This is a genomic window from Paenibacillus humicus NBRC 102415, assembly GCF_004000905.1.
Taxonomy (GTDB): Bacteria; Bacillota; Bacilli; order Paenibacillales; family Paenibacillaceae; genus Paenibacillus_O; species Paenibacillus_O humicus.
The window spans coordinates 289060-304035 of sequence record NZ_BIMD01000001.1; the positions used below are offsets into that span (position 1 = coordinate 289060).

Sequence of the window (14976 nt, forward strand, 5' to 3'; positions counted from 1 at the left end):
TCATGCGACCTCCCTTCCGATCAGAGCCGCCTCGGCCCTTTCCGGCTGATGGCGCTTGGACGAGCCCGCTTGCGGATCGACAGCCTGCTGCATCGCATCGGACAGGAAATTAACCGCCGAAACGGTAAGGACAATCATCAGCCCCGGCGCCAGCATGAGCTCCGGCCGCGAAAACATCGACTGCCTCGCTTCGCTCAGCATCATTCCCCACTCCGCTTGAGGGGCCTGGATGCCGAGGCCGAGGAAGGAAAGCCCCGACACCTGAAGCAGCGTCGAGCCGAAGGAGCTGCTCGCGACGACAGCCAGCTCGGGCACGCAGACCGGCAGGATATGGCGGAACAGAATCGCCAGCGATCCGGTGCCTAGCGTCCGGGCGAAGCGCACATAGTCGGCATCTGCGATCTGGCGAACGGATGAGCGTACGATCCGCGCGAACCAGGCCCATTTCATCAGAATGAACGCCAGCAGGATGTTCTGCAGCCCGACGCCGAGCACGCCGATTACCGCGAGCGTCATGACATAGCCGGGAAACGAGAGCATCACATCGCACAACCGCATGAGCAGCGCGTCCGTCCGGCCGCCGGCGTAGCCTGCCGCCATGCCGACTGCCGCGCCGATCAGAACGGAGGCGAGTACGGCAGCCAGCACGAGCAGCACGCTCGGACGGATGCCGTATAGAATCCGGGACAGCACGCAGCGGCCGAGCTGATCGTTGCCGAGCGGGTAATGGAGCGACCACGGGCCATAACGCAGCGCCATGTTCACCTCATCCGGCGGATGGGGCGCCAGCCACGGAGCCAGCATGCCGGCAGCGGCGATCGCCGCCAGCACTGCAAGCGACAGCAGCGCCAGCCGGTCCGACAAGAGCCGTGAAATTCGTTTCATTTAGAGGTCCTTTCTCAATCGGGGATTCAGAAGCCCGCTTAGAACTTCCGATACGGCGTTGAACACGACAAACGATGAAGCCAGCAGCAGCACGAACGCCTGGATGACGGGATAATCGCGGCCGAGTATCGCCTTGACGCTCAGCGTGCCGAGACCCGGCCAAGCGAATACGTTTTCCACGACGACCGTGCTGCCGAGCAGGATCGGGACCGCCATGCCGAACATCGGCACAGCCACCTGCAGCGAATTGGCCAACACACGCCTTGTAATGGCCCTCTCCGTCAAGCCGTTGGCGCGTCCGTACAGGACGTAATCCTCGTTGCGCCCGGCAATCATCGAGCTGCGGATGACGCGGAAGTAGACACCTGCATAACCTACTGCGAGCACAGCGGTCGGCAGCACGAAGCTGGCGGCCGAGTCCATGCCGCTAGTCGGCAGCAGATCCAGCTTGACCGAGAACAGCCAGACGAGCCAGGCAGCCAGCCAGTACGGAGGCATCGCGGTCAGCAGGAAGGCTGCGCCTCGGGTAGCCCTGTCCGGCCAGGCGTCCTCGCGCAGGGCGCAGTAGACGCCGAGCGCGACAGACAGCAGGATGATCGCAGCCGCCGAAACCGCCGTCAGCTGCAGCGTATGCATGAAGGCAGGGCCAAGCAGGCTCCAGACCGGCTTGCCGGTCACATAAGAGAGGCCGAAATCCAGCTGCACGCTGGAGGCCAGCCAGGAAGCGTATTGCCGCAATAGCGGCCGGTCCAGGCCGAGCTCCGCTTTTTTCTGGGCTATCAGCTCCGACGTCACTTGCGGCACGCCCTGCGCGTGAAGGACCGCCTCTGCGGGATCGACCGGAGCGAGCTGTTGCAGCAGGAACGCCAGGAACGAGATGACAAGAAGCAGCAGGACTGCTGTCAGCAGCCTGCGTGCCGCATATCGGATCATGCGTGCCTCCTCCTTCTACTTGAAGTGCATAAGCTCGAAAGGAAGCTCGAATTGCGTCTGCTTGAACGCAACGCCCTCCAGGTCGTTCGGGGCGAGCACCGCCATGCTGCCATGCGTAATCGGAATGAATACGGCCTCGTCATGCACCGTTGTCAGAATCTCCTTGTACAGGGCCTTGCGCTTCTCCTCATCCCTGGTGCCGGTTACCTGTCCGATCTTGGCGTACAACTCCTCCACCCCTTCGATGCCGCCGGTCGTATGGGCGTAAGAGGACTCCGCCGTAAAGGCGGAAACCGTGCTCTGTGGATCGTAGGCAAGCCCCCAGGTCTGGTTGAACAGCAGGTCATAATCGCCTGAGGCCCGGCGTGCCGCGACAGAGGAGGACTGCTCGCCGATCAGCTCCAGCTTCATGCCGATCGTTTTGGCGGCGCTCTGAATCAGCTCGGCTTCCGTTTTTTGCGAGGAGGAGGCGGCATCGTAATAGAGCTTGAGCGCGAGCTGCCTGCCATTCTTCACACGCGTCTCGCCTCCGTTCTCCAGCTTCCAGCCGGCGTCCTCCAGCAGCTCGGCCGCATGCTTCAGATCGTAGCCGCGCTTGGCCAGCGGGATGTCGGCATATTCCACATTGCCCGAGAACAGGCTGTCTGCCGGCGATTCGGCCCCATGAAGAATCTGTCCGGCGATCGTCTCGCGATCGACGGCATGCCATAAGGCTAGGCGCACCGCTCTTTCATGCACCGGACCTGTGCTGCTGCTGTTGGCGGCAATCATCTTCGTGTTCATCGGCTTGCTGCGAAGCAGCTGGTACCGTCCGCTGTCCACAAGGCTCTGCATCGCCTCGACGTCCACGCCGTCCGCGCCGCGGTCGTCGGTGAAGATGAAGTTCACTTCTCCTTTTTGCAGCGCCAGCAGCGTCGTTTCTCCCGATGGCAGCACTTTCGCGGTAATCCGCTTGACCTGCGGCGCGCCGCCCCAATAGGACTCGTTGGCCTCGAACACGGCATACTGCTCCGGCTTCTGGTCGGCAAGACGATACGGGCCGGTGCCGTCGTAGCCGGCGACGCCGTCCTTGGTCTGCCCGTTGATGAAGTCTTTCGGCGAGAGGAACACATACGGACGGGTCATCGACAGCTCCAGCAGCGTTGGATAATAGGGCTCGTCGAGCAGGAGCTGAACCGTATACTCATCCGTTGCGCGGACTTCCTTGATCTTGGTCGACAGCTTGATCCAGGCATGGCGTTCGGCATTGGCCTGCACGGCGTCGATGTTCACTTTCACCGCTTCCGCGTTGAACGGAGATCCGTCATGGAACGTCACGCCATGCCGCAGATGGAACGTATAGCTCATGCCGTCCTCGGAGATGTCCCAGGATTCCGCGAGCAGCGGCTTGATGCCGTCTTCGGTCTTTTCGACGAGAGATTCGTAGATCATGCCCTGCGCAGGCATCGAGCCGGAATACAGATGAGGATTCATGTCGTTGATGTCCTTGGAAGAAGCATAGATGATTTCCCGTGCTTGGCCTTGCTTCGCCGCTTCAGCAGCAGGCTCGTTCCCGCTGTCGGAGCAGCCGGAGGAGAAAATCAGGAATAGGATGAAGATGGCGGATAGGGCGTTTCTCGAATGCTTCAATGGATTTCTTCCTCCTGGATGGGCGCCGAAGCGCCTGAAATTGGATCAAAGAATAAGCGCGACCTGTCCGGCAGGCCGCGGACGATCAGCTCCAGCTCGGCTTCATGGCCGCCCGGATAAAACGCCTCCGAGAGAGCTTGGGCAGCAAGCTGCGCTCTCGCCTGGGCGAGCCGGCTCTCGTACAGGCCGAGCAGCCGATCGATCGTCGGAGTCGGAACGCCGAGCCGCCGGGCGATGCCCTGCAGGATGGCCGTCCGGTAGTAATCCTCCTTGGGCATGCGCGGCACCTCCCATCGGCCCTCGTCGTTCACGGCCAGGCTGCGGATGGGAACCGCCGAAAAATCGAAATAGCGTCCTTGCCCATCCGGCTCGGAGAAGGGATCGATCAGCAGCGAGGCATAACGAATGTACAGCAAATACTGCTGATGCACGGCATCCAGCTCCGGAAAGCGCTCCAGCTCTTCGCTCGAGAGGCTTTGCGGACGTACCGGGTAACACTCCTCCGTCATGAACCGGAGCAGGTTGATCGGCCGCAGTCCTATCGCTTGAACGATGGCGCTGATCTCCAGCCAGCAGGAGCGCATGTCGCGGATCAGGGACGGCGTTATCGGCCCTTCCGGATACAGCTTGTATACATAGGTCTGAACTCGGTCAGATTCCAGGGAGAACACCGCCTCAAGCGCAAATTCGTTCATGAACAGCGGCGGATGCACATACAGCGAGATGTTCCGCGTTTCGGCGGCAAGAGGCGATTCCAGCGCCTCCATCGCGATGCCGGAACGGGCGCAGGCTCCCTGCAGCTCCTCCATGACTGCCGACGAGCGGCCGCATGAGGAGCCGATGAATACCTTGCGCTTCACGCCTGTCGTCACGGCGCGGGAGCCGGGCCGGCCATCCGGCCAGCGGGTATCGCCCAGGTAAGTCGAAAAGCTGACGACCTCGGGCCGTGCAGCGGGCTGCAGCCTCTGCAGCAGCTGGCCGACGAGACTGCCCGAGCCGAAGGTCGGCGAGACGAGCACGAGGCAGCGGGCAGCCTTCAGCACGGACGGCGGCAGCTGCTCCAGCACCGGGACATAGGCGTCCGCCGTCACGGCCAGCACGAGCGTCGGCCACTCGCCCTCGATGCGGTCGTAGCCCTCGTGCCAGGCATCGAGCATGCATGTTCCACCCAGCTCCCGGTGGGCCGCATTCTGAACGTCCGCGACCAGCGCTCCATCCCCCTGGGCGAGAGCGGCAAAGAAGAGTCTCGAGCGGGGCGAGCTTCTCCCCGCAATGCCGACCCGGATGGACAGCTGCCTGCGCAGCAGCACGGCCAGCTGAACGGCCGCAGGTCCCGTACCGAGAATCAGCGAGTCCCCGAGCGCGCTCATTGCGCACCCCCGTCCAGCTGATGACTCACGGCAGCCTTGCGGTACAAGGCGATGTCGAAAATCCGCCCCGGCTTCAGCAGGCTTTCTGCCAGCCGCCAGCGGCTGTCCGCAGCCTGGCGGATCGGATAATTGAACAGCGATTTCAAGCCGCCGCCATAACGCATGGCCACAACGGTCTGTTCTCCGGTGAGCGGATGCAGCCGTTCGAGCAGCTCGTATTTGACGGGGACCGTGGAGCTGAAGATGATATGGGTCACCGTGCTGAGCCCGTCCAATTGTTCGACCGAGCTTGCCTCCAGCCGGATCGGGAGCTCCGGTCCGAGTCTGCTCACGACCTTGCGGCCGAGCTCGACCGCCTCCGGGTCGATGTCGATGCCGACGACTTGGGCGCCTGTGCGGCGGGCAATCAGCAGCGGCGTCATCGGGAACGAGCCGGAGCCGACCATCAGCACCCTGGACTCCGGCGTTACCGTGAAGCTGCCGAACTCCTCCTCGATGCAGGCCTCGATGTTGCGGAAATAACCGCTGTCATTCTCTGCGCCTTCCAGCAGCTTGAGTGCGCGGTATTTTTCCATCAGCGCTACGCAGAGCGCCGAACGCTCCCGCAGCCGATAGGCCAGCCGCTCCGTTTCCTCCGGCTCCCGGCGTATGAGCTCCTCCCACATAAGCGTGTTGCGCGGCTCCAGAATGAGAGAGGAGTAGCGGTCGATGACCGCCTCAAGCTCGGCCGAGGAGCCGGCCGTCCCGTCATAAGCAGCTGCCAGTGAAGCGAAGCCGTCGGCGTATTCGGACAGCGTCCGGTGAAAATCAGTCCATACGATCAATCGTTTTCTCTCCTTTCCTTACGTCAAGCCGTTATGTAAGCCGTGCCGCGGGCGACGATATTGACGAGCCCGGCTATGTTCAGCCTCCTGATGCTCCCCCCTTCGCTCTCCGCCTCGACCGCGATCTTGCCGCCGGGCTGTCGAAGCGAAAGCGAAACGGAGCGTCCTTTCTTCCAGCACAAGTAAGCTCCGACAGAGGCGGACCCCGAGCCGCAGCCGCGTTCCCAGACGAGGCTGTCGAGGGAAGGAATATAGATCAAGGGCTGCATCTCCGACACTTCCGGACGGTACAGCATGATGCCGATCAGTCGATCGTCGAGCATCGCTCCGAGCAACCGCGCCAGCTCGCAAGCCTCGGTACGAATCGATTCGGAGAAGGACTCGACCTCGAGCACCAGATGCGTAGACTCGGCATAGCACACCAGCCCGACGCTGCGGGCCTCTCCGCCGAGCGTAATCGATTTGGTCTCGATGCGCCGGGGAAGCGGCATCTCCACCTGGCAGCGGAAGCGATCCTCCGCGCGGCTCGCCTCGCAGCGGACCAGCCGTTCGGCGCCTGAAGCCTCCAGCTCCACCGTCATGACCTTTCCCGAGGGCAGCCCGCTGTCCTCGGCGATCAACGCCGCCAGCGCCATGCAGGCGTTGCCGCAGAACTCTCCCCCAGCCATGCTCAGGCGGGCGGATGCAGAGCACTGTCGCGGCTTCTCGATGAAGCCCACCTGCTCGGCGAACACATTGTCATAGGCCATCATGCGGGATGCGACCGCTGCATGAGCTTCCTGCGGAAGCGGCGTGTTGACGAGAACGGTCATGTTCTGAGTCGGATTGAGCTTGACGAATTCAACTTCGAGGTTCATCGCCTCTCCTCCGGTTTGATAGTAATTATTACTAATTAATACGTAATAATTACTAATAATAGCTAGAGTACCCGGTTGCGTCAACACATTTCTGTCAGTCCATTCCAGCTCCCGAACGGGATGAGGCGAAAAAAAGAGGCCGTTGCCCCGCGCCTCGCCTAATGCCCCCCCGATTCTGCCGAAACAACCTTCCTCCAACAATTTTTGTTTTCAACCTATTCCTCCAATCGCGTATCTAGTCCTGTCGGGCCTCCATTTTTCAGCTTTCAATTCCATGAAGCACGAGGCACATAGGTGAACATTCAAAGGGTTTCTTCAAAAGGTTCTCCTCATAGAAATGTTTTCGGCACCGGGCCATACGGGCAGCAAAAAAAAGCAACCGATCGTAAGGACCGGCTGCCTTTGCTTCATAATTGAGCTATCAGGGTCTAATCAATACTTTGAGCGCTTCACGCTTGTCCATGGCGCGATAACCGTCCGGAACCCCATCCAGGTCAACGGTTGCATCAAATACACGGCCAGGTTCAATAGTTCCGTTCAGGATGTCGGGCAATAACTCCTCCATATAAGCACGCGTTGGCGCCGGTCCCCCCGTAAGCGTTATATTGCGTCCAAAAAGACTGGCAAAGCCAACGGGAGCATCGTCATACTGAGGCACGCCGACCCGGCTTATGACTCCGCCAGCCCGCACGACTCCTATGCTCATCTCATAAGCAGGCATGAGTCCGACACATTCAAGCACGACATGAGTGCCTTCCCCGTTCGTCATCTCCCGAACCTTCGCCACACCTTCTTCTCCGCGTTCAGGAACAACATCCGTGGCGCCAAATTCAAGGCCCAAATCCGTCCGTACCTTGTGGCGGCCCATGAGAATGATCTTCTTGGCGCCGAGCTTCTTCGCCGACAGGACGGCAAGAAGACCGACGGCTCCATCGCCGATAACCGTCACCGTCGTATGTTCATTCACTCCTCCCTTCAGCGCCGCATGATAACCCGTTCCGTATACATCCGACAATGTCAGCAGGGAGGGCAGCAAGGGAGAGCTCTCATCGATTTCGTCAGGCAGCTTGAACATGCTTCCCTGTGCTTGAGGCACTCGAACAAACTCCGCCTGGCAGCCGGTCATAAACCCGCCGTGTACGCATGAAGTCATCAAGCCTTCCTGGCAAAATGGACAGGTAAGGTCGCCATAAGCGAAAGGAACGACAACCAAATCCCCTTTTTTGAATCCGGCAACCTGCGATCCCATTTCTTCAATGGTCCCAATCACTTCATGCCCCATCGCTTCGCCTTCGCCATGCTCATGGGCATGCATGCTGTGATAAGGATGCAGATCGCTTCCGCAAATGCAGGCGGCAACCACTTTCAAAATGGCATCCGTCGGCTTTTGCAAGGTTGGAACGGGCGCTTCTACGACACGGACATCGCCAGCAGCATACATCACATTTGCTTTCATATCCTAATTCAACCCCTTTTTCACTAAATCTTTTTGTTTGGATTGGAGCGGTCGGCAATCACCCGCAGTTCAATGCTTATTTGCCGGTCCTTCTCTTTTCTGCTTCCGGATAACGGTCGCCGACAATTTGGATGCTGGCGATTTCTTCATTGATCTGCAGCATCTCCCGCTCCGTAAAGACGATTTCAGCAGATGCGGCATTTTCTGAAATTCGACTGACAGTTGTCGTCCCCGGAATGGGCACAATAAAGGGCTTCTGGGACAGAATCCACGCAAGTGCTATTTGGGCGGGGGTTGCTTGCTTCTGTTCGGCCACTTTATTCAAAAAATCGACGATCGTTTGATTCGCCTCCATGGCATCCTTGGCAAACCGGGGAAGCTCCCCTCGGTTGTCATTCTCGGAAAAAGAGGCATTCTTGTCTATTTTTCCGGTGAGAAATCCCCGTCCAAGAGGACTGTAGGCAACCAAGCCAATGCCCAATTGTTCGAGCGCGGGGAATATGCTGTTCTCTACTTCCCGCCACCAGATTGAATACTCGCTCTCCACTGCCGCCAGCGGCTCAACGCCGTGGGCGCGGCGGATGGTTTCCGCACTCGCCTCCGACAACCCCCAATGGAGGATCTTCCCGTCTTTTTTCAGCTGCTGCATCGTCAGCGCCACTTCTTCAATGGGTACATTCGGATCTACACGATGGATATAATAGAGATCGATGTAATCCGTACGCAATCGTTTCAAAGACCCTTCGACCGAGGAGATGATGGATTCCGGCCGGCTGTCAGGCTCATTGGACGAACCCGTGATCTTAAGGCCGCCTTTTGTCGCTATCTGCACCTTGCTTCGATGGCCTGCAAGCGCTTCGCCGACAAGCTCTTCATTGGTGTAAGGCCCATAAACCTCTGCGGTATCATACATGGTAATGCCGGCATCGATAGCGGAATGCACGACACGAGTCATTTCGCTGCGATCTTTTGCCGGACCCCGATGATAGTTCAATCCCATGCATCCGAATCCAAGCACGGAGGTTTCCAAACCGCTGGTTCCCAATTTTCTTTTCTTCATCCGATCTCTTTCCTTCCTTATTTGAATTTGTATATCAAGTCTTCGAACTTGCTTGAAAACAGGAAGCTTAAAGCATAAATCCCCTTCGAAAAGAATCCTAAACGTCTTTCATTAAACCATATAAGTTGTTTATTCAACTTATGTCTATTATTATAGGAGCATGGAAGCGGAATACAAGGGTTAAATCAAACGGATTTGTCGAGTTCACAACAGATATTCCCGTTTTGTTTATTAAATTGACTGCACAGGGAGAATAGACAGATGGCAAAAGTAGATCGAAGAATTTTGAAAACGCAGGACTCGTTGAAAAAAGCGGTTATAGAACTGATGGCGGTTAAAAACTTCGATGCCATCACCATTCAGGATATTGCCGATCGGGCCAACGTGAACCGAGGCACCATCTATCTTCATTATCAGGATAAATATGATCTCTTGGATAAAGTCATTGAAGCACACATCGATGAATTAAAGGAAATCGATACATGGGCCTGCAAGCTGGATTGGGCCGATGCTCTGGTGCCTTATTTTGAGTACTTCGAGAAGAATTATTTGCTCTTTTCAACGATGCTAGCCGGCAAAGAAGCCCCCTCTTCGTTTAGAACCCGTCTTCTTGATTCTTTTATGGAAGGATTCAAGGGTGAAATCGAACACGAAAGCGGAAAAAACAAGGATTTAAACGAAGATGTGATGCTGCAGTATGCCGGTACTGCTTATGTCGGGGTTATTGAATGGTGGATCCGCAATAAAATGCCCTATCCGCCGCAAGTCATGGCCAAGCAAGTCGGAGCCTTGCTGGAAAGAAGCTTATAGCCGATCCGATTGGAATCCTCCTGGTTGACCGATGCGGTTTCTTAGGAGGATAAATATCAGGCTCAAGCTCAAAAACAGGAATCCACCCGCGATTACAGCCTGCGTACCCATGCCTGTGATCAGCCATCCTCCTGCAGTTGTCCCGATGGTAACTCCGATGTTCCCGGATGCCAAAAACAGTCCATTTGAGAATTCGGGGGCTTCAGGAGCTGCAGATGCAATGCAGTATTGCGAAATATTGTTTCCTACAGCCACTGCGATTCCAAAGACAAACATAATGAGGGCCATAGGTACGGCAAGCCTTCCCATCATAATGAACAGAAGGTAGACAGCTCCCAATACGAAAGGAAAAGATACGACCGATTTGGCGGTGCTTTTTGTAAGCAGCCTGCCAGCCAAGATGTTGCCTATTATACTTGCCCCTCCGAATACGAATAACATGAAGCTGATCGCTTTCCCCGGTATATGGGTAATGGCTGCAAGATAGACGGCAAGGTAGCTGCTGACTCCATACATGGCGGCATTTATAAAAATGACGGCCGCAATGGACAGCCAAGTAAAGGACCGTTTCAATGCATTCAGCTGAGACCCATAGGAGAGCTTTTCCTCAACAGGCATGGAGGGCACAAATAGGATCGCAATAAATGCAATTACATTCACGATCGTAAAATACAGCATGGCCATTTCGATTGAAGCTGAACTGGCTATATAGCTGGAGATTGGCGATCCAAGCACCATTCCCCCCGTTACGCCCATGAATACGATTGAAATGGCCTTTGGCGCTTCTTCCTTGGGGACGGATGCTGCTGCTGCCGTTAATGCTATGGAGACATACACAGGATGCAAAAAGGCTGGAATAACACGGGCAAGCAATAAAACGGCAAAGCTTGAAGCGAAGATGGAGACAATGTTGCCAAGAACGAATACGCCCAGTACAAGCAGCAGTACTTTTTTGCGATTGAAGCCCGAAAACAGCAGCGGAACAATCGGTCCGGATATGGCAACGGCAAGTGCAAAAAGACTTACTAGCAGCCCTGCCTTTGATATACTTACATGAAAGTGGTCCGCAATCGAAGGCAAAATGCCGACGATGCCCATTTCCGTATTTAAGATGCCGAAAACGCCTATCGTCAATAGCATCAATACCAACTGATTTTTTCTAGCCATGAGTTTGTCTCCTTCTTTCAGCAACCAAACAGTTATCCAACACATGAACAATTATCGATTTTAATTGCTTTATAAACATATGTTCATTATAGTAGCCGGGCATTGAAATACAATGAATAAAACACCGGATTATGTTGAGAATTCAACATCAAGCCGGAAGGAGTCGTTTATCCGAGAAAGCATGGTGGATCGTACCCCTGGCAAAAGTGGATGGCGAAATCGGCCGGATTTGTTGGCCAAGCATGGGTGAGGACTATGAATGCAATAAAAAAACAGCCGGTCAAAATGACCGACTGCTCTTATGGATTGCATTCATGGCGATACCGCTTTGAGAATTGCCGCTGCTGCACGCTGCCGATGACGGCCACCCCGAGCGCAGATCCTAACCGGTTCTGCCCTTGGAACAGCATCCTATCAAAAACAGCTGCACCGAAAGTGTTTTACTCTCCAGCTTCTCCGATCAGCTGCAGCTCGATTTGCTTCATCTCGTACAAATAGCCCTTCTGCTCCATCAATTCCGCAAAAGTACCCGTTTCCACGATTCTGCCTTGGTCCAGAACGACAATACGGTCCATCGCCTCCAAACCGGCAAGCCGATGACAGATCAGGAGAAGCGTATCGTCCGCAGCCTGTTCGAAGAGATGCCTCATGACGCGCTGTTCGGTTACATCGTCCAGCGATGACGTCGGTTCGTCCAGAAGCCACAACCGGCCTTTGCGGAGCATCGCCCGCGCCAGAGCAAGCCGCTGCTTCTCTCCATCCGACAGATTCTCCCCTTTTTCAACTACCCTATCGGTCAACGATACATGCTGCAAGTGCATCTTGGCGAGCATATCCGTCAATTGCCCGTCTTCATAGCCGTCTCCATCCAGCAGCAGGTTGTCCCGGATCGTGCCCCGAAAGAAATGGCCTTGCTGCAGCACGACATTCGCCCCTTGCCAAATGCCCGTCTCCTCCAGTTCCGTCAGCGGAACGCCGCCCATCTTTATCTCGCCGGCCGTCGGCGGACGCAGCTTCAGCAGCATGTCGACGATCGTAGACTTTCCCGATCCGCTCGGCCCGACAATGGCCGTTTTGGACCCGGGCGGAAAATGCAGGGAAATATCCCTCAGCGCAGGCCGCCGCTCCCCTTCATAGTAAAACGAAACGGCCGACAGCTCCATTGAAACGGCATGAGCGGCAGACAACGACCGGCATGGCTGCGCTGCGGGCTCAGCTGGCGGCTTCAGCGTCTCCGTGAGCCGTCCGGCCGCATGCTCGCTATCCTGCTTATAGGCGGGCAATACCGACATGGCCGCCGCTTCTTCAAACACGGTGAGCGAGGCCATCACCAGCATCGCCAGGAAAACGCCGGCAAGCGATCCATTCTGGATCAAATAGGCCCCGAGCGCCAGCACGCCCCAAGTAATCAGATACGTAACAAAAGCATGCATGAGCTGGCCGCGCAGCAAATGTCCCGCCGCTCGCCGCTGCTCGGCTGCCAGGGCAGCGGAAGCTTCCTGAAGCTGCTGCTCCCTCTGCGCCAATTGTCCGTACAGCTTCAAATCCCGGAAGCCGTACAAGACTTCCGTTACTTCCGCCGATAACAACGCCCGCTGCCGGCGGACGCGTCCATGGATCCTCCGCTGGCCCAGCAAGACGATTCCCGGCACCGCCAATGCCGTCGCCAGCATTCCGATCACGAACAGACACGCCATCCAGAAGGAAAAGGCCGAGGTGAACAGCATCGTGGCCAAAAAAACCATGACGACAATGATCGGCGGGTAAGCGACCCGCAAAAAATAATGCTGCAGGCTTTCCACGTCCCCGACGATCCGGGAAAGCAGGTCGCCGCTGCGGGTTTTGTTCAGCAAGCCGGGCGTCAAAGGAATAAGCTTGGCAAAGTAGGAGGTTCGCAGCCGGCTCAGCATGGAGAACGTCGCCCGGTGGGAATACAGCCGTTCAGCGTACCGGCTTGCCGCCCTGATGAGGCCGAGCAGCTTGACCAGCGAGGTGAGGACGATCAGCGTATACAGCGGCGGCGCAAATACCGTCTGCGAGATCAGATATCCGCTTGCAGAAAAGAGGCCTACGCCTGCAATGCCGGCGATAAAACCGCCTAGAATCGAAAGGAAGATATCCTTGCGCTCCTGAATCATCGCCTTGGACAGAATAGCCAGCCCGCTCATACCGCCATGCCCCCTTTTCGTTGGACGCGAACCATCTCGGCATACGGTGGGAGCCGCTTCAGAAGCTCTTCATGGCTTCCGGAATCCACCACCGCTCCATTTTCCATGAACAGCAGCTTGTCGGCATTCCGAATCGTATGCAATCGGTGAGCAACCGTAATCATCGTCGCTGTTTCGGCCAGCGCCGCTATCGAGCGCTGCAGGATACGCTCGGTATGCAGATCCAGCCCTACGGTAGGTTCGTCGAACAAAATAAGCGCGGGCCGCTTTAAAAAGGCCCTTGCCAAGGCCAGCCGCTGCTTTTCCCCGCCGGACAGTCCCCTGCCACCTTCTCCCACCAGCGTATCGAAGCCCTGCTCGAACTGGGCGGCAACCGCAGCAAGTCCGGCTTCCTCCGCCGCCTGCTCTATTTCGGTTCTGGATACGCTGCGCCCGGCTCCAATCGCAATGTTTTCAGCAAATGTGCCGGCGAAAATATACGGATGCTGCGTAATATAGCTGACATGCTTGAACCAAGAGGCCTCATCATATTCGACAAGAGGACATCCGTTTACCAGAATCTCCCCGGATGCCGGGTGCAACAAGCCGGACAGGAGATTCAGCAGCGTCGTTTTGCCGGAGCCGCTTTTGCCGACAATGGCGGTGTGCTCTCCCGGTCCGATCGCGATTCGGCCTGTCTTGATCTCAAAAGATTCCGGCGCATAGCTGAATCGGACATGGTTCAGCTCAAGAGCCGGCGGCAGTGCCGATCCAACCGCAGGAGCTGCGCGGCATCCGTCCTTACTCGCCATCGCCTGGGTTCCGGCTTTCGCGGCGGCCCCCTCCCCGCTATCGGCCAGACCGCTTCTGCTGCTTGCCGTCGCAAGCATCTCGTCGACCTTGCGCACCGCTCCCATGCTCGTTCGGCCGCTGTGAAAAGCCGTTCCCGTATTTTTCAGCAGGCTGTAATACTCCGGAACGAGCAGCAGCAAAAAGAAAGCGGTGTGGAAAGCAAGAGAGTCGAAAACGAGCAGCTGAAGGGCCAGCTCCAATGCGACAATGCCGATGCTCAGCATGACGATCGACTCCAGCATGAAGGTGTTCGTAAACGCGATCTGCAGAATGCCCATCGTGGCATCCCTGTAGCCGATGCTGCTGCGTTCGATTTCCTGCTGCTGGCGGCGAGTCCGTCCAAACAGCTTCAATGTGACGAGTCCTTGCAGGGAATCCAGGAATGTACCGGAAAATTCGGCCAGCTGCTCATATTTCTGCTCCGATTTGGCCTTCGTCTTCAGTCCAACCAGAATCATGAATAGCGGAATGAACGGAGCGGTAAGCAGCATGATGAAGCCGGTATTTGCATGCTGGAAAAACGCAACGGCTAAAATCATGAGCGGGATCATGGCGGCTTCCATCATCCGCGGCATGTACTGGCTGAAATAGCTGTCCGCCTCGTCCACGGCATCCAGTGCAATGCTGACCTTGCCTCCTGTCTGGCCGGAAAGGGCCGACGGCATGTCAGCATGGGTCAAATGACGCAGCACCGCTGCCCGCATGTTCCGCTTGGCGTCGGCGGCCATACGCAGGCCGATCTTGCCGTTCCCATATGACAACAGGGTACGCGCGGCCATCGCGGCCAGCAGCGTGCCGAGCAGCAGGACAACCGATGAAAAGGAGGCTCTCTCCACAAAAATCCGTTGGACGGCTTCCGCGAGCAATGCGGCCTGGCTGATTATGGCTGCGCCAAGCGCCAGCGAGAGGACGGCAAGGAGAACCATGTTTTTTCTTTGCGCAGACATTTGCTGTGACATCAGGCTCGTTTTCCGCTTCACACCATT

12 protein-coding genes are annotated in these 14976 nt (G+C 56.9%); 1 reads left to right on the top strand and 11 read right to left on the bottom strand.

Annotated features, from left to right (window positions below; translation table 11 throughout):
* From opp1C to PHU01S_RS01365, 8 genes are all read right to left on the bottom strand, one after another.
* A complete protein-coding gene (gene opp1C / locus PHU01S_RS01330; protein WP_127505688.1) occupies positions 1-885 on the bottom strand; it encodes a nickel/cobalt ABC transporter permease in 885 nt (294 codons plus the stop codon).
* The gene (gene opp1B, locus PHU01S_RS01335) at positions 886-1818 is read right to left on the bottom strand and encodes a nickel/cobalt ABC transporter permease (protein ID WP_127505691.1); all 933 of its coding nucleotides are present in this window, start codon (positions 1816-1818) and stop codon (positions 886-888) included.
* A 15-nt stretch (positions 1819-1833) separates the two neighbouring features.
* Positions 1834-3447, bottom strand: coding sequence for a staphylopine-dependent metal ABC transporter substrate-binding lipoprotein (cntA, locus tag PHU01S_RS01340; RefSeq protein ID WP_127505693.1), 1614 nt, complete (start codon positions 3445-3447; stop codon positions 1834-1836).
* Positions 3444-4817: an opine metallophore biosynthesis dehydrogenase gene (locus tag PHU01S_RS01345; RefSeq protein ID WP_127505695.1), complete on the bottom strand. Its 1374-nt coding sequence runs from the start codon at positions 4815-4817 to the stop codon at positions 3444-3446. The genes cntA and PHU01S_RS01345 overlap by 4 nt, the downstream gene beginning before the upstream one ends.
* Positions 4814-5641 carry a class I SAM-dependent methyltransferase gene (locus tag PHU01S_RS01350; protein WP_127505697.1) on the bottom strand — a complete coding sequence of 276 codons (828 nt, stop codon included), beginning with the start codon at positions 5639-5641 and terminating at the stop codon, positions 4814-4816. Before PHU01S_RS01350 ends, PHU01S_RS01345 begins: the two co-directional genes overlap by 4 nt.
* Positions 5642-5664: 23 nt before the next feature.
* A complete protein-coding gene (locus PHU01S_RS01355; protein ID WP_127505699.1) occupies positions 5665-6498 on the bottom strand; it encodes a histidine racemase CntK family protein in 834 nt (277 codons plus the stop codon).
* 421 nt (positions 6499-6919) lie between these two features.
* On the bottom strand, positions 6920-7954 hold the full coding sequence (locus PHU01S_RS01360; protein WP_049867342.1) for a zinc-binding dehydrogenase: 1035 nt from the start codon (positions 7952-7954) through the stop codon (positions 6920-6922).
* 76 nt (positions 7955-8030) lie between these two features.
* Positions 8031-9014, bottom strand: coding sequence for an aldo/keto reductase (locus tag PHU01S_RS01365; RefSeq protein ID WP_127505701.1), 984 nt, complete (start codon positions 9012-9014; stop codon positions 8031-8033).
* Positions 9015-9275: 261 nt separating this feature from the next.
* On the opposite strand from PHU01S_RS01365, the gene PHU01S_RS01370 reads away from it, so the two are divergent.
* Entirely contained in the window at positions 9276-9824 is a 549-nt protein-coding gene (locus PHU01S_RS01370; RefSeq protein WP_049867340.1) for a TetR/AcrR family transcriptional regulator, read from the top strand.
* Here the strand turns inward: PHU01S_RS01370 and PHU01S_RS01375 are convergent.
* From PHU01S_RS01375 to cydD, 3 genes are all read right to left on the bottom strand, one after another.
* Positions 9819-10991: an MFS transporter gene (locus tag PHU01S_RS01375; RefSeq protein WP_127505703.1), complete on the bottom strand. Its 1173-nt coding sequence runs from the start codon at positions 10989-10991 to the stop codon at positions 9819-9821. The two genes, PHU01S_RS01370 and PHU01S_RS01375, sit on opposite strands and share 6 nt — an antisense overlap.
* Positions 10992-11431: 440 nt before the next feature.
* Positions 11432-13159, bottom strand: coding sequence for a thiol reductant ABC exporter subunit CydC (cydC, locus tag PHU01S_RS01380; RefSeq protein ID WP_049867338.1), 1728 nt, complete (start codon positions 13157-13159; stop codon positions 11432-11434).
* Positions 13156-14937 carry a thiol reductant ABC exporter subunit CydD gene (gene cydD / locus PHU01S_RS01385; protein ID WP_373864511.1) on the bottom strand — a complete coding sequence of 594 codons (1782 nt, stop codon included), beginning with the start codon at positions 14935-14937 and terminating at the stop codon, positions 13156-13158. The genes cydC and cydD overlap by 4 nt, the downstream gene beginning before the upstream one ends.
* Between the last annotated feature and the right edge of the window lie 39 nt (positions 14938-14976).